Source organism: Pseudomonas sp. LPB0260, assembly GCF_013388395.1.
This window is the reverse complement of record NZ_CP058247.1, coordinates 4478716-4496561: the sequence shown is the minus strand read 5'-3', so window position 1 is coordinate 4496561 and position 17846 is coordinate 4478716. Positions and strand designations below refer to the sequence as shown.

The following is a 17846-nucleotide window of genomic DNA, read 5'->3' as shown; positions in this document are numbered from 1 at the left end:
TTATGCGAAATTGCTGGTTCGATCATCACGCCTCAAGGCTAGCGGGTAAACCCGCTGGGAATACATGACTCGGATAAGCTCTGCTTATGTTTAAACACTTCGATGGGCTGTCCCTGGACGCGCTGCTGGTGTTCGAGTCCGCCGCGCGCCACCTGAGCTTCACCGCGGCGGCCAGCGAGCTGGGCAGCAGCCAGCCGGCGATCAGCCAGCAGATCAAGCGCCTCGAGCAGCAGCTGGCGACCCGCCTGTTCGACCGGGTCTACCGCGGCATCGTCCTTACCGAGGCCGGCGAGCTGCTGCTGCGCCATGTGCGCGATGGCCTGCAGAGCCTGGATGACGGCCTGGCGGCGGTCACCGCCCAGCCGCAGCACGAGGTGCTGCAGGTGGCCACCGACTTCGCCGTCGCCGCCTACTGGCTGATGCCGCGCCTGCACCGTTTCAACCAGCGCTACCCGGAGCTGGACGTCAGCCTGATCACCACCAATCGCGACCTCGGCGTGCTGCCCCCGGAGATCGACGTGGCCATCGCCTTCGGTGACGGCCGCTTCAAGCATGGCGAGTGCCACCTGCTGTTCGCCGAGGAAGCCTTTGCGGTGTGCAGCCCGCAGCTGCTGCGCGAGCGCCCGCCGCCCTTGCCGCCCGCGGCCCTGGCGCAGTTGCCGCTGCTGCACCTGCGCCCGGACAGCCGCTCGCGCTGGTTGGACTGGAACGGCCTGTTTCGCGCCCTGGCCATCGCCGAGGCGCCGAACCCCGGCAGCCTGCGCTTCGACAACTACACCCTGCTGATCCAGGCGGCCATCGCCGGCCAGGGCGTGGCCATCGGCTGGCGCCACCTGGTCGACGAGCTGCTCGAGCAGAACCTGCTGTGCCGCGTGTGCAGCGAAGTGGCCCATACCGAGTTCGGCTATTACGTGGTGCTGCCCGAACGCAAGCGGCGCCAGCGCCTGACCGCGCTGTTCGTCGACTGGCTGCAGGCGGAGCTGGCCAGCGAGGGTCGGCCCGGCTGATCAGGCGGGCGTCGCTGGCGTGCATCGAGGCGACGGAAGGTGGGCCGATCCTCCAAGGCGGCGGAGGGATTCCCTATACTTGCTGGGGCGAAACCCGGGGTTTCGCCGTCCTCCATTCAACCCAGTGAAGCCATTCGTGAAAATCCGTCATTCGATAGTAAGCCTGCTGCTGATCTGCAGCTGCGTTGTAGTTGCATCGAACAGCCTTGCCGCGCAGAAACTCCCCCGCCAACAGGAACTCGCCGCCGGCAGCGCCCTGCTGGTCGACCTGAAGACCGACGAGGTGCTGTATTCCAGCCACCCCGATCTGGTGGTGCCGATCGCCTCGGTGACCAAGCTGATGACGGCCATGGTCAGCCTGGATGCCAAGCTGCCCATGGACGAGGTCCTGTCAGTCACCATCCGCGACAACCCGCACATGAAAGGGGTGTACTCGCGGGTACGCATCGGCAGTGAGATCAGCCGAGCCAACATGCTGCTGCTGACCCTGATGTCATCGGAGAACCGCGCCGCCACCAGCCTGGCGCACCATTACCCGGGCGGCTACGCGGCCTTCATCGCGGCGATGAACGCCAAGGCCAGGGCCCTGGGCATGAGCAGCAGCCGCTTCGTCGAGCCCACCGGCCTGTCCGAGCGCAACGTCTCCAGCGCCCGGGACCTGGTGCGCCTGCTCAAGGCCAGCCTGGAGTACCCGCTGATCGGCGAGCTCAGTACCACCACGGAGAAGACCGTGGCCTTTCGCAAGCCCGCCTACAGCCTGGGCTTTCGCAATACCAACGCCCTGGTGCGCAAGGCCGACTGGAGCGTGCAGTTGAGCAAGACCGGCTTCACCAACAAGGCCGGCCACTGCCTGGTGATGCGCACCGTCATGGCCAAGCGCCCGGTGGCCTTCGTGGTGCTCGATGCCTTCGGCAAGTACACCCATATGGCCGACGCCAACCGCCTGAAGAAATGGTTGGAAACCGGCCGGGTATCGCCGGTGCCGGCGGCGGCGCTCAGCTACCGCAAGCAGAAGCAGGCGGAGCGCCGTCTGCAGGTGGCGCAGTAACCCCGCCCGTTGGTCGACAAGCCCGTCTGGTCTAGACCGTCCCAACCTTAGTTGGGTAGATGGGCCAATAGCGACTGCGCTTTAGTTGGAGTCCGGCGTTGTCATGGTTTTGCCATCGGCGCCGGTTAGCAATGCTCGACTCCAACAACAAAAGAGCGCCCTGCCCATGAAAACGATCTCCACCCTGGCCCTTGGTCTAGGCCTGGCCTGCTGCGCCGGTCAGGCGGCCGCCTGGTCGCAACCCACCCACAAGAACATCGTCAAGGATGCCCTGGCGTTCATGAACTCAGGTTCGGCCAGCGCCGAGATGCGCCGCGCCTACCAGTTCTATGTCGGCGCCGCCGGCAGCGAAGCCCGCGCCGGCGAGATCCTCGGCCAGGCCGCCTACGATGTCGACGACTTCAAGGACACCCGCCTCGGCGGCTGGTGGATCGGCTACGAGCACGCCCCGGTGGGCGGCGCCGCCGCTTCCATCGTCAACTACACCTCCTACTGGCACTTCATCAACATGGCCCGCCAGGGCGACAGCCACGGCAACGACCATGGCGGCTACGACTACCGCTACCGCAAGGTGGACGGCAGCTGGAGCGGCGACGTCGACTGGTACGCCATGGTCTACCTGTACAACCGCGAGCTGAAGAAGAGCGACTTCGACAGCACCGAGGCGCATTACCGCCAGGGCAGCCGCTCGAACTGGCAGGAGCACTACGGCGACTTCCAGACCGCCGCCTTCCAGCCGATCGACAACCTGGCCAAGTACTGGTTCGACCAGTTCAAGACCGCGCCCTCGCTGCAGACCATCGGCTATTCGCTGCACGCCACCGGCGACGTGGCCCAGCCGCACCACGCCTGGGTCACCTCGGGCAACGGCCACTCCGGCTGGGAAGGCTGGGTCGACGACCATTACTTCCGCGAGCGCCTCAACGACCCGGCGGCGGTGGCCAACCTGGTCGGCCGCTACGATCCGCAGAAGCCGTTGCGCGACCTGCTGACGCAGACCGCCCAGGTCGCCTACCAGCATCCCGAGCCGCTCTACGACACCAGCTACGCCACGCGTCTGCGCGTGGCCAAGTCGCTGATTCCGGAGTCCATCGCGTTGACCGTCAACGTGCTGACCAAGGGGGCGAACAGCTTCTACGGCCAGGGCGGGCTCTGAGGTGGCGGCTTTCCTGAGCCGTGCCCTGATCGTGCTGGGGCTGGCGGGCATTGGCCTGCCGGCCCTGGCCGCGCAGGATCTGCGCGTCGACGGTGAACGCCTGCCGGGCAAGAGCATCGAGCTGCTCGAACGGGCCCTGACCCGGATCAAGTTCAACACCGACCCGGCGCAGCTGCGCCGCGGCCTGGTGGAGAATCGCCTGCTGGCCCGCGTGGTCGAGGCCGAGCTGCTGCCGAACTACCGCACCGAGCTGGATGGCCTGGTCGAGGTCGAGGCGGCCAACCTGATCGAGCAGGTCCATGGCCGCCGCTTCGAGCATGACGTGCGGCCCTTCCTGCGCCAGCCGCAACCACTGAGTGCCGGGCAGCTGCGCCAGGTGCTGGCGCCCGCGCAGCAGGGCGTGGTGCTCGACAGCCTGCAACTGAGCGCGGCGCAGCAGGCGCAGGCGGCCGAGGTGGCGCTGATCGCCTGGCAGTTCCCCGGCCAGCCGGAGCGGCGCCTCGACCTGCTGGCGCTGTACCAGGGCGACAATGTCCAGGGCCGAGTGGAATTGCAGCAGGGCAACCTCGCCTACCTGGCCGAGCAGGTGCGTCAGCATGTGCTGCGCGACTACCTCTGGTACCAGCTGGCCGGGCAGGGCTTCGACGTGGCCGAGCGCGAGGGCCTGCGACAGCTGGTGCGCGACAAGCTGATCCGTCACCAGTACCTGCACCAGATCGGCCTGCACAACGACTTCCACCACGAAACCGAGAGCCTCAAGCAGCTGGCGCGCCAGGTCAGCGATGCCGAGGCCGAGGCCTACTACCGCCGCCACCTGGGGCAATACCGCAACGTCGCCGAGGTGCAGGCCGCGCACATCCGCCTGGCCGACCAGGCCAGCGCCGACCGGGTCTACGCCGAACTGCAGGCCGGCCTGGCCTTCGACGAGGCGGTGCGCCGCTACTCCCTGGCCGCTGACAAGGACCGTGAGCCAGCCGGCGATCTCGGCCTGATCCGCCCGCAGGACGGCCAGCTGGACTTCCTGCGCAAGACCGCCCTGCTGCAGAAGGCCGGCACCCTGTCCCAACCGATGCTGATCGACGGCGCCTTCGAGATCGTCCAGGTGCGTGCACGTGAGGATCGCCAGCTGCCCCTGAGCGACCCCAGCGTGCGCTACGAGGTCAACCAGGCGGTGGCCAAGCAGCAGCTGGCCGCGCAGTTCCAGGCGCGTCTGCAGGCATTGCTGGACGAGGCCCGGGTGGAAGGCCTGTGAAGCGCTGGCTGGGTGCGGCGCTGCTCGGCTGTGCCGGCGCCGTGGCCCTGACCCTCTGGTTGGCGCCAGGGGCGGCGCCGGTTCGCCAGCCCGCGCCGGCCCAGGCCGTGCAAACGCCCGAGCTCGTCCCGCCGGCGCCTGTCGTGGCGGCGCCCGCTGCCGCCAAGGCGCCCGCGACAGTCAGCGCCGCCGCGGAGCAGCCGCCTGCCGAGGCGCCGCTTCCGCCCGGCCTCGATCCGCTGGAGGCCCAGCTGCTGATGCAGCTCATGCTCGAACGCGGCGACCCGCGCAGCCCGGCCCTGGGCGAGCTCGAACCGCGCCCCACGCCATCGCCGGCGGTGCTGGCCGATCCGGCGCAGTACCAGGCCTTCGAAGACCAGCACAGCCGCGCGCAGATCCAGGCCTACGTCGGCGGCGTGCAACAGATCCCGGCCATCCGCGAGCGCATCGAGCAGGCGGCGCAGTCGGGCGAGCGCAATGCCGCCGAGCTGGACGAGGCCCGCGCCGCCCTGGAACAGCTGGAGATGCTCCAGCGCAAACTGCAGCGCGAGGCGCCGGAACTGCTGCAGGGCGTGCCCTAGTCTGCCCTGTGGATGGGGCGGACGCGGCTGGTGCCGGCGCGCAGGTCTATACCTACAGCTGTCCCCTCTTGTTGTCGCCTGTACGGGAGTCCGCCATGACCCACTCACTTATGCCTGCACCCGAGTGGCAGGTGCAGCGCTGGTTCAATACTCAGCAGGCGCCGAGCGTGGCGGGCCTGCGCGGCAAGGTAATCGTTCTGGAAGCCTTCCAGATGCTCTGTCCGGGCTGCGTGAGCGAAGGCCTGCCCCAGGCGCAGCGGGTGCACGCCACCTTCTCCCCGGAGCAGGTGGCCGTGATCGGCCTGCATACGGTATTTGAGCACCACCAGGCCATGACCCCGACTTCCCTGGCTGCCTTCCTGCACGAATACCGCATCAACTTTCCGGTCGCCGTCGACTTGCCGGACCCGCAGGGATCGGTGCCATGCACCATGCGCGACTATGCGATGCAGGGCACGCCCACGCTGGTTCTGATCGATGCAGAGGGCTACATCCGCCAGCAGCATTTCGGCAAGGTCAGCGACCTGGCACTCGGCGCGGAGATCGCCATGTTGCTGGCCGAGGCTGCTGAGCCCAGCTAGATCGGCAGGCGCGAGCCGGGTGGCGTTCGCGGGAAAGCGTTGGGCGAGTTGCCAGCCTCGGCGAACGCGATGGCTGGGTAGGGTGGACAACGCTTGCTTGCCCAGCAACAGAACGGCCGACATGAAAAAGCCGCTGCCTCCCAAGGGAAGCAGCGGCTTTCTTGTGCCTGTCGGCGTGTCTTAGCCCCGCGCGCCGCGTACCCCTTCGGCCAGCTGGCGGCACAGGTCGAGTACGCCGTCCACCGCCTGCTTGTCGTCCTGGGCGTTGGCGATCTGGTCGATCAGTGCCGAGCCGACCACCACGCCGTCGGCCAGGCGGGCGATGGTCGCCGCGTGCTCGGGGGTGCGGATGCCGAAGCCGATGCTGATCGGCAGCTCGGTATGCCGGCGCAGCCGCGCCACCGCTTGCTGCACGTGCTCCAGGGTGGCCGAACCGGCGCCGGTGACGCCCGCCACCGAGACGTAGTAGACGAAGCCCGAACTGCCACCCAGCACTATAGGCAGGCGCGCATCGTCGGTGGTCGGGGTGGTCAGGCGGATAAAGTCCAGGCCGGCAGCCTGGGCCGGGTCGCAGAGGTCGGCGTTATGCTCAGGCGGCAGGTCCACCACGATCAGGCCATCGACGCCCGCGTCCTTGGCATCGGCGATAAAGCGCTGGACGCCGTACTTGTGAATGGGGTTGAAGTAGCCCATCAGCACCAGCGGCGTGTTCTGCTCGCCTTCGCGGAATTCACGGACCATCTGCAGGGTCTTGCTCAGGTTCTGCTTGGCCGCCAGGGCGCGAATATTGGCCAGCTGAATCGCCGGACCATCGGCCATGGGGTCGGTGAAGGGCATGCCCAGTTCGATCACATCGGCGCCGGCACCCGGCAGGCCCTTGAGGATCGCCAGGGAGGCGTCGTAGTTCGGATCGCCGGCGGTGACGAAGGTCACCAGGGCGGCGCGGTTCTGCTGTTTCAGCTCGGCAAAGCGGCTCTGCAGGCGGCTCATGCGTGCTTCTCCTGTTCGCTCATATGGTGCATCACGGTCTGCATGTCCTTGTCGCCACGGCCGGACAGGTTGACCACCATCAGGTGATCCTTGGGCAGCGAGGGCGCGCGCTTGAACACTTCGGCCAGGGCGTGGGCGCTTTCCAGGGCCGGGATGATGCCCTCCAGGCGGCAGCACTGGTGGAAGGCGGCCAGGGCCTCGTCGTCGGTCACCGAGGTGTATTCGACGCGGCCGATGTCATGCAACCAGGCGTGCTCCGGGCCGATGCCGGGGTAATCGAGGCCGGCGGAGATCGAGTGGGCGTCGATGATCTGGCCGTCGTCGTCCTGCAGCAGGAAGGTGCGGTTGCCGTGCAGCACGCCCGGTACCCCGCCGTTCAGGCTGGCGGCATGCTTGCCGGTTTCGATGCCGTAACCGGCCGCTTCGACGCCGACTATCTTCACGCTGGCATCATCGAGGAAGGGGTGGAACAGGCCCATGGCGTTGGAGCCGCCGCCGATACAGGCAACCAGGGAATCGGGCAGGCGGCCTTCCTGGGCCTGCAGCTGGTCGCGGGTCTCCTTGCCTATCACCGCCTGGAAGTCGCGCACCATGGCCGGGTAGGGGTGTGGGCCGGCCACGGTGCCGATCAGGTAGAAGGTGCTGTCGACGTTGGTCACCCAGTCGCGCAGGGCCTCGTTCATCGCATCCTTGAGGGTGCCGGTGCCGGCGACGACTGGAATGACGGTGGCGCCGAGCAGCTTCATGCGAAACACGTTGGCCTGCTGCCGATCGATATCGGTGGTGCCCATGTAGATCACGCATTCCAGGCCGAAGCGCGCGGCCACGGTGGCGGTGGCCACGCCGTGCATGCCGGCGCCGGTCTCGGCGATGATGCGTTTCTTGCCCATGCGCCGGGCCAGGAGAATCTGGCCGATGCAGTTGTTGATCTTGTGCGCGCCGGTGTGGTTCAGCTCTTCGCGCTTGAGATAGATCTTCGCCCCGCCGCAGTGCTCGGTCAGGCGCTCGGCGAAGTACAACGGACTGGGCCGGCCGACGTAGTCGCGCTGGAAGTAGGCCAGTTCCTCGGCGAATGACGGGTCCTGCTTGGCCTTCTCGTACTCGGCGGCCAGTTCGTGGATCAGCGGCATCAGGGTTTCGGCGACGTACTGGCCGCCGAACGAGCCGAACAGGCCGTTGGCGTCGGGGCCGGTGGTCAAAGAGGTCATGGCGTTCTCCTGGGGAGCGTGCGAATGGGCGATGGGCAGAGGATAAGGCTGTGGGACCGATCATAAAAGCGATAAGATCGCCTGGACATGTCAGGAAATCTCACATATGAGTCAGGAGCTTCCCCCACTCAATGCCCTACGCGCCTTCGAAGCGGCGGCGCGCCTGCAGAGCGTCAGCCTGGCGGCGGACGAGCTGCATGTAACCCACGGTGCGGTCAGCCGGCAGATCCGGGCGCTGGAAGAACACCTGGGGTTGGCGCTGTTCGTCAAGGAAGGGCGCGGCCTAAAACTCACGGATGCCGGGCTGCGCCTGCGCGATGCCAGCGGCGAGGCGTTCGCCCGCCTGCGCGCGGTGTGCGCCGAGCTGCAGCAGGGGCGGGCCGAGGCGCCCTTCGTCCTCGCCTGCCCCGGCAGCCTGCTGGCACGCTGGTTCATTCCGCGTTTGGATCGCCTGCAGCGCGAGTTGCCGGAGCTGCGCCTGCAGCTGTCGGCCAGCGAGGGCGAGCTGGACCCGCGCCGTGCCGGCGTCGATGCCACCCTGCTGTTCGCCGAGCCGCCCTGGCCGGCGGACATGCAGGTGTTCGAACTGGCCGCCGAGCGCATCGGCCCGGTGCTCAGTCCGCATTACGGGCGCTTCGCCGAGCTGCGCCAGGCATCGCCGGCGGCGCTGCTGAACGAGCCACTGCTGCACACCAGCTCGCGGCCCCAGGCCTGGCCGAGCTGGGCGGCCAGCAGCGGCCTGGATTCGACCGCGCTGAAACTGGGCCAGGGCTTCGAGCACCTCTACTACCTGCTGGAGGCGGCCGCCGCCGGCCTGGGCGTGGCCATCGCCCCGCAGCAGCTGGTGGCCGACGACCTGGCCAGCGGCCGCCTGGTCGCGCCCTGGGGCTTCGTCGAGACGCCGGCACGGCTGGCCTTGTGGGTGCCGGCGCGGCAGCTGGATGGGCGCGCACGGCAGCTGGCCGAGTGGTTGCGTGGCGAGCTGGGTGGGTGAGCGCTGCAGCCTGCCACTGCCGAATCCGCACCGCACGGCCGGCACTTCTCGTCTAGCGTTTAACTATCGCGCAGAGGAGGAATCGCCATGTCGAACCATCACACCTACAAGAAGATCGAGATAGTCGGCTCGTCGCCCATCAGTTCCGACGAGGCGATCAACAACGCCCTGGCCGAGTGCGCCAAGTCCATTCGCAATCTGGAGTGGTTCGAGGTGGTGGAAACCCGCGGCCACATCGACAATGGCAAGGTCGGTCACTATCAGGTGACCCTCAAGGTCGGTTTCCGCATCGCCGATAGTTGAGTTTTCTGCCTGGTCGGGCGAGGCGCGGAGTGGGCCCACCGAGGGCCCCGAAGCCTGCGGCGGCGAACGCAGCCGCTCGGCGGCAAGCGCTCGACTGGTCGCCTGCCCTTGGAATTTCGTCATCAAGCCCCACTATTACACTCGGGTATTGGCGCCGCCCCGGCGCCGATCAGCAGGTGTCTACGACCAGGCGGGCCGATGAGCGTACTAGCACAGACCAGGATTTCCATTCTCGACCTCGCACCGATCCGCGACGACGGCGATCCTGCCCAGGCCCTGGGCAACTCGCTGAAGCTGGCCCAGCACGCCGAGCGCCTTGGCTTCAGCCGCTTCTGGGTCGCTGAGCATCACAACATGGACGGCATCGCCAGTTCGGCCACCGCGGTGCTGCTCGGCTACCTGGCCGCCGGCACCAGCAGCATCCGCCTCGGCTCGGGCGGGGTGATGCTGCCCAACCATGCGCCGCTGGTGATCGCCGAACAGTTCGGCACCCTTGCCACCCTCTATCCGGGGCGCATCGAGCTGGGCCTGGGTCGAGCTCCGGGCGCCGACCAGTTCACCGCCCGGGCCCTGCGCCGCGAGCGCTCCGGCAGCGCCGACGATTTCCCCGCGGATGTCGCCGAGCTGCAGCGCTACCTGGGCCCGCGCTCGGCGGACCAGCGAGTGATCGCCATGCCCGGCAGCGGCACCCAGGTGCCGCTCTGGCTGCTCGGCTCCAGCCTGTTCAGCGCCCAGCTGGCCGGCGAGATGGGCCTACCCTACGCCTTCGCCTCGCACTTCGCGCCGCGCTACCTGCACGAGGCCATTCGCGTCTATCGCAACAGTTTCAAGGCCTCGGCGGTGCTCGAGCGGCCCTATGTGATGCTCGGCGTGCCCCTGGTGGCCGCCGACAGCGACGAGCGGGCGGAGTACCTGGCGACCTCGGCCTACCAGCGCGTGCTTGCGCTGTTGCGTGGCCAGAGCCTGGTGCAGCGCCCGCCGGTGGCGAGCATGGATGGCCTCTGGCTGCCCCATGAAAAGCAGGCGGTGGGCGACTTCCTCGGCCTGGCGGTGATCGGCGGCCCGCAGAAGGTGCGAGCCCGGCTGGAGGTGCTGCTGGAACAGACCGGCGCCGACGAGCTGATCTTCACCGGCGACCTCTACGACTTCGATGATCGCCTGCGCTCCTTCGAACTGCTGGCCGAACTGCGCCAGGCCGCATAGCGCGCCTTACCGGCTAGAAGGTGCCGCAGCGCAGCACCCGGCCACGGGCCAGCACGTTGCGCTGGTCGTCGTACAACCAGGCCTGGGCGTTGTACATGATGGAGCGCGCCTCCAGGCGGTAGCGCTTGCCGGCGGCGAAGTCGGCGTAGCGCACGCGGATCTCGCAGGTGCGCTGGATCGGCTCGGACATCATGTCGGAGCCGTTACCGCCACCCGGTACATCGAACTGGAAGCGGCTGATCAGCTCGTGGGCGCCCGGCGATACCTGGAAGTAGCGGCCGTCGCGGAGACGCTTGCCGTCCAGCTCGTCGGCCATCAACAGGTCGCTGGCCGGGCTGTACAGCTCGACCCAGGCCTGCCCCGGGTCGTGGGGCGGCAGCGGTGAGGCGCAGGCACCGAGCAGGGACAGGCTGGCGATCAGGGCGAAGCGACGCATGGGGTTCTCCGAAAAGGGGGTCATGGAACCAGCCTACGCCGATCCCGAACTGGAGGCAGTGGCGCCGATGCGCTAGCGTGACGGCATGACGCGCGCCTCTGCCCTCTTCCTTATCGACTCGTCCGCCTGGCGCTGGGTTCCGCTGCTGGCGGCGTTGCTTCTGGGCGGCTGCAGCACCCTGGACTATTACGCCCAGCTGGCCCGCGGCCAGCTCGAGCTGTTGCGCGCGCGCCAGCCCGTCGAGGCCCTGCTGGCCGACCCCGCCACCGCCGCGGCGCTGCGCGAGCGCCTGGCCCTGGCGCTGCAGGCGCGCCGTTTCGCCAGTGCCGCGCTGGGCCTGCCGGACAATCGGAGCTATCGCCTGTATGCCGATGTGCAGCGGCCCTATGTGCTGTGGAACCTGTTCGCCACCGCCGAGTTCTCGGTCGAGCCCGAGTTGCACTGTTTTCCCGTCGCCGGTTGCGTCGCTTACCGCGGCTACTACCGCCAGGGCCGCGCCCGCGGGGCCGCGGCGCTGCTGCGCCATCAGGGCTTGGACACCTATATCGGTGGCGTCGAGGCCTATTCGACCCTGGGCTGGTTCGACGACCCGCTGCTCAACACCATGCTGGCCTGGAGCGACGAGCGCCTGGTGGCGGTGATCTTCCATGAGCTGGCCCACCAGCAGCTGTACGTGGCCGACGACACCGCGTTCAACGAGTCCTTCGCCAGCTTCGTCGAGTACGAGGGCCTGCGTCAGTGGCGTGCGGCGCGGGGGCTGGCCGCGGTGAATGCGCAATCGGAGCAGCAGCGCGCGCAGTTCACCGAACTGGTGCTGGCCAGTCGCGAGCGCCTGCGCGCCCTGTATGCCAGGGATCTGCCGGCGCCGGCCATGCGCACCGCCAAGCAGGCCGAGTTCGAACGCCTGCGCCGCGACTACCGGACGCTGCGCGAGCGCCAGTGGGGCGGCGTGGGCCGCTACGATGCCTGGATCGAGGGGCCACTGAACAACGCCAAGCTGCTGCCGTTCGGCCTCTATGATCGCTGGGTGCCGGCCTTCGCCCGCTTGTTCGGCGAAGTCGGCGGCGACTGGCCGGCGTTCTACAGGCGCGTCGCCCTGCTTGGCGAGTTGTCGCCAGAAAAACGCAGCGAGGCGCTGCAGGCCCTGGCGGCCGCCGGACAGAACCGGTCGTCGGCGCCGGCGGTCCAACCCTAGGAATCGTCCGAACGAGAGAGGTGCCGTGCCATGAACAGATGCATCGTGGTCTTGCTGCTCGGCCTGCTGAGCGCGGCCAGCTGGGCGGCGCCCAAGCCCTGCGAGGAGCTGAAGCAGGAGATCGAGGTGAAGATCCAGGCCGCCGGGGTGGCCAGCTACACCCTGGAGATCGTGACCAACGACGAGGTGCACGACCCGAGCATGGTGGTCGGCAGCTGCGACAACGGCACCAGGAAGATCATCTACCAGAAGAACGGCTGAGCCCGGCCAGCCAAAGCGACGGCACCTAGGCCGCGAAGGCCCGGCGCAGTTCGTCCAGGGTGGCGAAGTGGTAGGTCGGCGCCTCGGCCTGCAGTTCCTCGGCGCTGCCGAAGCCATAACCCACCGCCGCCGCGTCCAGGCCGTTGCGCCGCGCGCCGATCAGGTCGTGCTTGCGGTCGCCGATCATCAGCGTGGCCGCCGGGTTCAGGTCCTCCACCCGCAGCAGATGGCCGATCAGTTCGGCCTTGTCGGTGCGCGTGCCGTCCAGTTCGCTGCCATGGATCGCCTGGAAGTGCCGGGCGAAGCCGAAGTGCGCGGCGATCCGCTCGGCGAACAGGGTCGGCTTGCTGGTGGCGATATACAGGCGACGATCCTGTGCGGCCAGGGCCGTGAGCAGGGCGTCGACGCCGTCGAACACGCGGTTCTCGTACAGGCCGACCTCGCTGAAACGTTCGCGGTAATGGCCGACCGCCTGCCAGGCCGTGGCCTCATCCAGGTTATAGCTGTGCATAAAGCACTGCAGCAGCGGCGGGCCGATAAAGTGCTCCAGGCTGGCCAGATCAGGCTCGTCGATGCCCAGCCGCGCCAGGGCGTGCTGCACCGAACGGGTGATGCCCTCGCGCGGGTCGGTCAGGGTGCCGTCGAGGTCGAACAGGAGGTTCTGGTAGTGCATGGACAACCTTGTGCGGGGCGGGATCAGTTGGAGGAAAAGCCTTCCATCAGGTGCTGGTCTTTCAGGCGCACGTAGTTGTCGGCGCTGTAGCGGAAGTAGCTGCGTTCCTGCTCGGTCAGCGGGCGGGCCTGCCTAGCCGGGCTGCCGACGTACAGGTAGCCGCTCTGCAGGCGCTTGCCTGGCGGCACCAGGCTGCCGGCGCCGAGCACCACCTCGTCCTCGATCACCACGCCGTCCATGACGATGCTGCCCATGCCGATCAGCACCCGGTTGCCGACGCTGCAGCCGTGCAGGGTGACCTTGTGGCCGACGGTCACGTCGTCGCCGATGTTCAGCGGATAGCCGCCGGGGTTGAACGGCCCGGCGTGGGTGATGTGCAGCACGCTGCCATCCTGCACGCTGGAGCGCTCGCCGATGCGGATGCTGTGCATGTCGCCGCGGATCACCACCAGCGGCCAGACCGAGCTGTCGTCGCCGATCTCCACGTCGCCGAGGATCACGGCGGAGGCGTCGACGAACACCCGCTCGCCGAGTTGCGGGGTGAACTGTTGGTAACTGCGAATCGCCACGATAGAAACCTCTTGAGCTGCGGTGAGCGGTGATTGTAATTAAGATAGCCGGCAAATCCGCTGAAACCCGGCTTTGCAGGCTTTTTGCCAGCGCCGGGCACAGCATGAATTCCTCTTGGTTACAGGTGACTCAGTCGTGACTGCGAACAACCCCCTGCTGCAAGACTTCGACCTGCCACCCTATTCCGCCATCCGTCCCGAGCACGTCGAGCCGGCGATAGATGCCATCCTCGCCGACAGTCGCGCGGCCATCGCCGAGCTGCTCAAGCAACAGTCTGGCACACCGAGCTGGGACGGCCTGGTGCTGGCGCTCGATGAGCTGCATGCGCGCCTGGGGCGCGCCTGGGGCCCGGTCAGCCACCTCAATGCGGTGTGCAACAGCGCCGAACTGCGCCAGGCCTACGAGGCCTGCCTGCCCAAGCTGTCGGAATACTGGACCGAACTGGGCCACAACCGCGCGCTGTACCAGGCCTACCAGGCCCTGGCCGACAGCCCCGCCGCCGCCCGGTTCGAGGTGGCCCAGCAGACCATCCTCAAGCACGCGCTGCGCGACTTCCACCTGTCCGGCATCGACCTGGCGGAGGCCGACAAGCAGCGCTTCGGCGCCATCCAGAGCAAGCTCGCCGAGCTCGGCAGCCGCTTCTCCAACCAGCTGCTGGATGCCACCCAGGCCTGGACCAAGCACGTCACCGAGGAGGCCCAGCTGGCCGGCCTGACCGAGTCGGCCAAGGCGCAGATGCAACAGGCGGCCGAGGCCAAGGGCCTGGACGGCTGGCTGATCAGCCTGGAGTTCCCCAGCTACTACGCGGTGATGACCTACGCCGACGACCGCGCGCTGCGCGAAGAGCTGTATGCCGCCTACTGCACCCGCGCCTCCGACCAGGGGCCGAACGCCGGCGAGCACGACAACGGCCCGGTGATGCAGGAGATTCTCGACCTGCGCCAGGAACTGGCCCGGCTGCTCGGCTTCGCCAACTACGCCGAGCTGAGCCTGGCGACCAAGATGGCCGAGTCCAGCGAGCAGGTGCTGAGCTTCCTGCGCGACCTGGCCGTGCGCAGCAAGCCCTTCGCCGCCCAGGACCTGGACGAGCTGCGCGCCTTCGCTGCCGAGCAGGGCTGCGCGGACCTGCAGAGCTGGGACGTCGGCTACTACGCCGAGAAGCTGCGCGAGCAGCGCTACAGCATTTCCCAGGAAATCCTGCGGCCCTACTTCCCCATCGACAAGGTGCTCGGCGGCCTGTTCGCCATCGTCGAGAAGCTCTACGGCATCCAGATCGAGGAGCTCTCCGGCTTCGACACCTGGCACCCGGACGTGCGCCTGTTCGAGATCAAGGAGAACGGCGTGCACGTCGGGCGCTTCTTCTTCGACCTCTACGCCCGCGCCCACAAGCGCGGCGGCGCCTGGATGGACGGCGCCCGCGACAAGCGCCGCGGCGCCAGCGGCGAGCTGATCAGCCCGGTGGCCAACCTGGTGTGCAACTTCACCCCGGCCGCGCCCGGCAAGCCGGCGCTGCTGACCCACGACGAGGTCACCACCCTGTTCCACGAGTTCGGCCACGGCCTGCACCACCTGCTGACCCGCGTCGAGCAGGCCGGTGCCTCGGGCATCAACGGCGTGGCCTGGGACGCGGTCGAGCTGCCCAGCCAGTTCATGGAGAACTGGTGCTGGGAGCCGGAAGGCCTGGCGCTGATCTCCGGCCATTACGAAAGCGGCGAGCCGTTGCCCCGGGACCTGCTGGACAAGATGCTGGCGGCGAAGAACTTCCAGTCCGGGCTGATGATGGTGCGCCAGCTGGAGTTCTCGCTGTTCGACTTCGAGCTGCACGCCCACCACGGCGACGGCCGCAGCGTGCTGCAGGTGCTCGAGGGCGTGCGCGACGAGGTCTCGGTGCTGCGTCCGCCGGCCTACAACCGTTTCGCCAACGGCTTCGCGCACATCTTCGCCGGTGGCTACGCGGCCGGTTACTACAGCTACAAGTGGGCCGAGGTGCTGTCGGCCGACGCCTTCTCGCGCTTCGAGGAAGAGGGCGTGTTCAACGGCGACACCGGCCGCGCGTTCCGCGAGGCGATCCTCGCCCGCGGCGGCTCCGAGGAACCCATGGTGCTGTTCGTCGACTTCCGCGGCCGCGAGCCGCGCATCGACGCCCTGCTCCGTCACCTCGGCCTGAGCCAGGAGGCCGCGTAAGCGGATCGACCATGAGCATCTCCACCAAACGTTTTATCGCCGGTGCGGTATGCCCGGCCTGCAGCGAGATGGACACCATCAAGATGTGGGACGAGGACGGCGTGCCGCACCGCGAGTGCGTCAGCTGCGGCTACGCCGACACCCTGGACGAGCGCGGCAACTCGGTGCCCAAGGAACTGCCGACCCGGGTCAACGTCAGCGCGCTGAAACCCAAGGCCGCCGATCCCAAGGTCAAGGCCGTGCAGTTCTTCCCCAACCCCAAGCTGAACAAGCCCAAGGACTAGCCGCCCGGCCGCGCCGCTAGTCGCGAAAGAATTCGCCGGGGGTGCGGCCGAACTGCTGGCGGAAGGCGGCGATAAAGGCCGAGGTGGAGTCGTAGCCGCTGGCCAGGGCCACGTCGGTGACCCGCTGGCCCCGCTCCAGCGGGGTCAGCGCCGCGAGCAGGCGCAGGCGCTGGCGCCAGGCGCGAAAGGTCAGCCCGGTGTCGCGCAGCAGCAGGCGGCTCAGGGTCTTCTCCGACAGCGCCAGCTCGGCGCTCCACTGGCCGAGACTGCGGCCATCGTCCGGCTGCGCCTGCAGCTGGCGGCACATGGGCTGCAGGCGCGGGTCGCGCGGCAGCGGCAGGGACAGGCCGACTTCCGCGGCGCCGCGCAGCTGATCCAGCAGCACCTGGGCCAGACGGCCGTCCGCGCCCAGTTCGTCGTATTCCACCGGGCCGGCGCAGAAGCGGTTGATCAGCTCGCGGGTCAGCCGGTCGATTTCCAGCACCCGGCACTGCTCTGGTGCCCAGGCGGTGACGGTGGTGTCCAGGTACAGGCTGCGCATCTCGGTATTGGCCGAGCTGATCACCCCGTGCTCCAGACCGGCGGGCACCCAGATCGCCCGCTGCGGTGGGGCGACGAAGCTGCCGGCGCTGGTGTGCACGTGCAGCACCCCTTCGATGGCATAGGACAACTGGACCCAGGGGTGGCTGTGCCAGGCGGTGCCGACCTGGCGCGGCAGGGATTCGTTGCGCGCGTAGAGCGGCCGTGGCAGCTGGTGCAGTGCGGGAATCTGCCGTTCGGGCAGTGGAGGTTGTCCGTTTGGCGACATTATCTGCCCCGATGGCGTTAGTCGGCATCCAGTGGCCAAGGTAGTGTGGGCGTGCCCAGCGTGGCAAGCCCCGTATTCCTGCTTCGGACTCATCGCCATGGCCCGTTCCCGCCTGTTGCCCGACAACTTCACCCTGACCCTGATCGCGGTGGTCGCCGCCGCCTCCCTGCTGCCGGTCAGTGGCCAGGCGGCGGTGGCCTTCGGCTGGCTGACCAATGCCGCCATCGCCCTGCTGTTCTTCCTGCATGGCGCCAAGCTGTCGCGCGAGGCGATCGTCGCCGGCGCCGCCCACTGGCGCCTGCACCTGCTGGTGTTCGCCTGCACCTTCGTGCTGTTCCCGCTGCTCGGCCTGGCGCTCAAGCCGCTGCTGTCGCCGCTGGTCGGCGAGCAGCTGTACCTGGGCATGCTCTACCTCTGCGCCCTGCCGGCCACGGTGCAGTCGGCCATCGCCTTCACCTCCCTGGCCCGTGGCAATATCCCGGCGGCGATCTGCAGCGCGGCGGCCTCCAGCCTGTTCGGCATCTTCCTTACCCCGCTGCTGGTGGCGCTGCTGCTCGACGTGCAGGGCGGCGGTGGCTCGACCCTGGACGCCATCGGCAAGATCACCCTGCAGTTGCTGGTGCCCTTTATCGCCGGGCAGGTCGCCCGACGCTGGATCGCCGCCTGGGTCGGGCGCAACAAGGACTGGCTGAAGTACATCGACCAGGGCTCGATCCTGCTGGTGGTCTACGCCGCGTTCAGCGAGGCGATGGTGGCGGGCATCTGGCAGCAGGTAGCAGCGCTTGAGCTGCTCGCCCTGGCGCTGGCCTGCGTCGTGCTGCTGGCGCTGATGCTGTTGCTGACCCAGCTGCTCGGCAGGTGGCTGGGCTTCGACCAGGAAGACCGTATCACCATCCTCTTCTGCGGTTCGAAAAAGAGCCTGGCCACCGGCATTCCCATGGCCCAGGTGCTGTTCGCCGGCGGCCCGCTGGGCCTGCTGATCCTGCCGCTGATGCTGTTCCACCAGATCCAGCTGATGGTCTGTGCGGTGCTGGCCCAGCGTTACGCCAAACGGCCGCTCGACGCGGCTCTGGGCGCGACTCGGGCGTCCTGAGCGGCTGGCGGGCGACGGC

General features: G+C 68.2%; 20 protein-coding genes. 14 read left to right on the top strand and 6 right to left on the bottom strand.

Going from position 1 to position 17846, the window contains the following annotated elements; translation table 11 throughout:
* Nucleotides 1-86 precede the first annotated feature (86 nt).
* The 6 genes from LPB260_RS20050 to LPB260_RS20025 all read left to right on the top strand — a co-directional run bounded on the left by LPB260_RS20050 (nt 87) and on the right by LPB260_RS20025 (nt 5625).
* Nucleotides 87-1007, top strand: a complete 921-nt coding sequence (locus LPB260_RS20050; protein ID WP_208707626.1) for a LysR substrate-binding domain-containing protein — start codon at nt 87-89, stop codon at nt 1005-1007.
* 136 nt (nt 1008-1143) lie between these two features.
* Entirely contained in the window at nt 1144-2055 is a 912-nt protein-coding gene (gene pbpG / locus LPB260_RS20045) for a D-alanyl-D-alanine endopeptidase (protein ID WP_208707625.1), read from the top strand.
* Nucleotides 2056-2221: 166 nt separating this feature from the next.
* Nucleotides 2222-3211, top strand: coding sequence for a phospholipase (locus LPB260_RS20040; protein ID WP_208707624.1), 990 nt, complete (start codon nt 2222-2224; stop codon nt 3209-3211).
* 1 nt (nt 3212) lies between these two features.
* The gene (locus LPB260_RS20035) at nt 3213-4463 is read left to right on the top strand and encodes a peptidylprolyl isomerase (protein ID WP_208707623.1); all 1251 of its coding nucleotides are present in this window, start codon (nt 3213-3215) and stop codon (nt 4461-4463) included.
* Complete coding sequence (locus LPB260_RS20030; RefSeq protein ID WP_208707622.1) at nt 4460-5044, top strand: hypothetical protein; 585 nt, start codon at nt 4460-4462, stop codon at nt 5042-5044. Before LPB260_RS20035 ends, LPB260_RS20030 begins: the two co-directional genes overlap by 4 nt.
* 95 nt (nt 5045-5139) lie before the next feature.
* The gene (locus LPB260_RS20025; protein WP_218281505.1) at nt 5140-5625 is read left to right on the top strand and encodes a redoxin domain-containing protein; all 486 of its coding nucleotides are present in this window, start codon (nt 5140-5142) and stop codon (nt 5623-5625) included.
* Between the two features lie 180 nt (nt 5626-5805).
* Here the strand turns inward: LPB260_RS20025 and trpA are convergent, their stop codons facing one another.
* Together trpA and trpB are read right to left on the bottom strand one after the other, a co-directional pair.
* Nucleotides 5806-6615, bottom strand: a complete 810-nt coding sequence (trpA, locus tag LPB260_RS20020; RefSeq protein WP_208707621.1) for a tryptophan synthase subunit alpha — start codon at nt 6613-6615, stop codon at nt 5806-5808.
* On the bottom strand, nt 6612-7823 hold the full coding sequence (trpB, locus tag LPB260_RS20015) for a tryptophan synthase subunit beta (RefSeq protein ID WP_208707620.1): 1212 nt from the start codon (nt 7821-7823) through the stop codon (nt 6612-6614). Before trpB ends, trpA begins: the two co-directional genes overlap by 4 nt.
* A gap of 106 nt (nt 7824-7929) precedes the next feature.
* On the opposite strand from trpB, the gene LPB260_RS20010 reads away from it, so the two are divergent.
* The 3 genes from LPB260_RS20010 to LPB260_RS20000 all read left to right on the top strand — a co-directional run bounded on the left by LPB260_RS20010 (nt 7930) and on the right by LPB260_RS20000 (nt 10323).
* A complete protein-coding gene (locus LPB260_RS20010; protein ID WP_208707619.1) occupies nt 7930-8817 on the top strand; it encodes a LysR family transcriptional regulator in 888 nt (295 codons plus the stop codon).
* A gap of 87 nt (nt 8818-8904) precedes the next feature.
* Nucleotides 8905-9120: a dodecin gene (locus LPB260_RS20005; protein ID WP_208707618.1), complete on the top strand. Its 216-nt coding sequence runs from the start codon at nt 8905-8907 to the stop codon at nt 9118-9120.
* Between the two features lie 198 nt (nt 9121-9318).
* Nucleotides 9319-10323: an LLM class flavin-dependent oxidoreductase gene (locus LPB260_RS20000; protein ID WP_208707617.1), complete on the top strand. Its 1005-nt coding sequence runs from the start codon at nt 9319-9321 to the stop codon at nt 10321-10323.
* Between the two features lie 13 nt (nt 10324-10336).
* On the opposite strand, the gene LPB260_RS19995 is transcribed toward LPB260_RS20000, so the two are convergent.
* The gene (locus tag LPB260_RS19995; protein WP_208710055.1) at nt 10337-10759 is read right to left on the bottom strand and encodes a hypothetical protein; all 423 of its coding nucleotides are present in this window, start codon (nt 10757-10759) and stop codon (nt 10337-10339) included.
* 85 nt (nt 10760-10844) lie between these two features.
* Here LPB260_RS19995 and LPB260_RS19990 point away from each other — a divergent pair, with 85 nt between their 5' ends.
* Together LPB260_RS19990 and LPB260_RS19985 are read left to right on the top strand one after the other, a co-directional pair.
* Entirely contained in the window at nt 10845-11954 is a 1110-nt protein-coding gene (locus LPB260_RS19990) for an aminopeptidase (protein WP_208707616.1), read from the top strand.
* 30 nt (nt 11955-11984) lie between these two features.
* The gene (locus LPB260_RS19985; protein ID WP_208707615.1) at nt 11985-12215 is read left to right on the top strand and encodes a DUF1161 domain-containing protein; all 231 of its coding nucleotides are present in this window, start codon (nt 11985-11987) and stop codon (nt 12213-12215) included.
* A gap of 25 nt (nt 12216-12240) precedes the next feature.
* Here the strand turns inward: LPB260_RS19985 and LPB260_RS19980 are convergent, their stop codons facing one another.
* Together LPB260_RS19980 and LPB260_RS19975 are read right to left on the bottom strand one after the other, a co-directional pair.
* The gene (locus LPB260_RS19980) at nt 12241-12888 is read right to left on the bottom strand and encodes an HAD family hydrolase (protein ID WP_208707614.1); all 648 of its coding nucleotides are present in this window, start codon (nt 12886-12888) and stop codon (nt 12241-12243) included.
* Between the two features lie 23 nt (nt 12889-12911).
* Nucleotides 12912-13457, bottom strand: coding sequence for a gamma carbonic anhydrase family protein (locus LPB260_RS19975; RefSeq protein WP_208707613.1), 546 nt, complete (start codon nt 13455-13457; stop codon nt 12912-12914).
* 136 nt (nt 13458-13593) lie between these two features.
* Here LPB260_RS19975 and prlC point away from each other — a divergent pair, with 136 nt between their 5' ends.
* Together prlC and LPB260_RS19965 are read left to right on the top strand one after the other, a co-directional pair.
* A complete protein-coding gene (gene prlC / locus LPB260_RS19970; protein ID WP_208707612.1) occupies nt 13594-15642 on the top strand; it encodes an oligopeptidase A in 2049 nt (682 codons plus the stop codon).
* 11 nt (nt 15643-15653) lie between these two features.
* Nucleotides 15654-15926 (top strand): YheV family putative zinc ribbon protein, encoded by a 273-nt coding sequence (locus tag LPB260_RS19965; RefSeq protein ID WP_208707611.1) that lies wholly within the window; start codon nt 15654-15656, stop codon nt 15924-15926.
* Nucleotides 15927-15942: 16 nt separating this feature from the next.
* Here LPB260_RS19965 and LPB260_RS19960 read toward each other — a convergent pair whose 3' ends face one another.
* The gene (locus tag LPB260_RS19960; protein WP_208707610.1) at nt 15943-16734 is read right to left on the bottom strand and encodes a helix-turn-helix domain-containing protein; all 792 of its coding nucleotides are present in this window, start codon (nt 16732-16734) and stop codon (nt 15943-15945) included.
* A gap of 97 nt (nt 16735-16831) precedes the next feature.
* On the opposite strand from LPB260_RS19960, the gene LPB260_RS19955 reads away from it, so the two are divergent.
* Nucleotides 16832-17827: a bile acid:sodium symporter family protein gene (locus LPB260_RS19955; RefSeq protein WP_208707609.1), complete on the top strand. Its 996-nt coding sequence runs from the start codon at nt 16832-16834 to the stop codon at nt 17825-17827.
* The last annotated feature ends 19 nt before the right edge of the window (nt 17828-17846 follow it).

Bases quoted from the DNA above. Each gene is read 5' to 3' on its own strand.
- LPB260_RS20050 (WP_208707626.1), top strand. From the start codon at position 87: ATGTTTAAACACTTCGATGGGCTGTCCCTGGACGCGCTGCTGGTGTTC.
- LPB260_RS20040 (WP_208707624.1), top strand. From the start codon at position 2,222: ATGAAAACGATCTCCACCCTGGCCCTTGGTCTAGGCCTGGCCTGCTGC.
- LPB260_RS20025 (WP_218281505.1), top strand. From the start codon at position 5,140: ATGACCCACTCACTTATGCCTGCACCCGAGTGGCAGGTGCAGCGCTGG.
- trpA (WP_208707621.1), bottom strand. From the start codon at position 6,615: ATGAGCCGCCTGCAGAGCCGCTTTGCCGAGCTGAAACAGCAGAACCGC.
- trpB (WP_208707620.1), bottom strand. From the start codon at position 7,823: ATGACCTCTTTGACCACCGGCCCCGACGCCAACGGCCTGTTCGGCTCG.
- LPB260_RS20010 (WP_208707619.1), top strand. From the start codon at position 7,930: ATGAGTCAGGAGCTTCCCCCACTCAATGCCCTACGCGCCTTCGAAGCG.
- LPB260_RS20005 (WP_208707618.1), top strand. From the start codon at position 8,905: ATGTCGAACCATCACACCTACAAGAAGATCGAGATAGTCGGCTCGTCG.
- LPB260_RS20000 (WP_208707617.1), top strand. From the start codon at position 9,319: ATGAGCGTACTAGCACAGACCAGGATTTCCATTCTCGACCTCGCACCG.
- LPB260_RS19995 (WP_208710055.1), bottom strand. From the start codon at position 10,759: ATGCGTCGCTTCGCCCTGATCGCCAGCCTGTCCCTGCTCGGTGCCTGC.
- LPB260_RS19990 (WP_208707616.1), top strand. From the start codon at position 10,845: ATGACGCGCGCCTCTGCCCTCTTCCTTATCGACTCGTCCGCCTGGCGC.
- LPB260_RS19985 (WP_208707615.1), top strand. From the start codon at position 11,985: ATGAACAGATGCATCGTGGTCTTGCTGCTCGGCCTGCTGAGCGCGGCC.
- LPB260_RS19980 (WP_208707614.1), bottom strand. From the start codon at position 12,888: ATGCACTACCAGAACCTCCTGTTCGACCTCGACGGCACCCTGACCGAC.
- LPB260_RS19965 (WP_208707611.1), top strand. From the start codon at position 15,654: ATGAGCATCTCCACCAAACGTTTTATCGCCGGTGCGGTATGCCCGGCC.
- LPB260_RS19960 (WP_208707610.1), bottom strand. From the start codon at position 16,734: ATGTCGCCAAACGGACAACCTCCACTGCCCGAACGGCAGATTCCCGCA.
- LPB260_RS19955 (WP_208707609.1), top strand. From the start codon at position 16,832: ATGGCCCGTTCCCGCCTGTTGCCCGACAACTTCACCCTGACCCTGATC.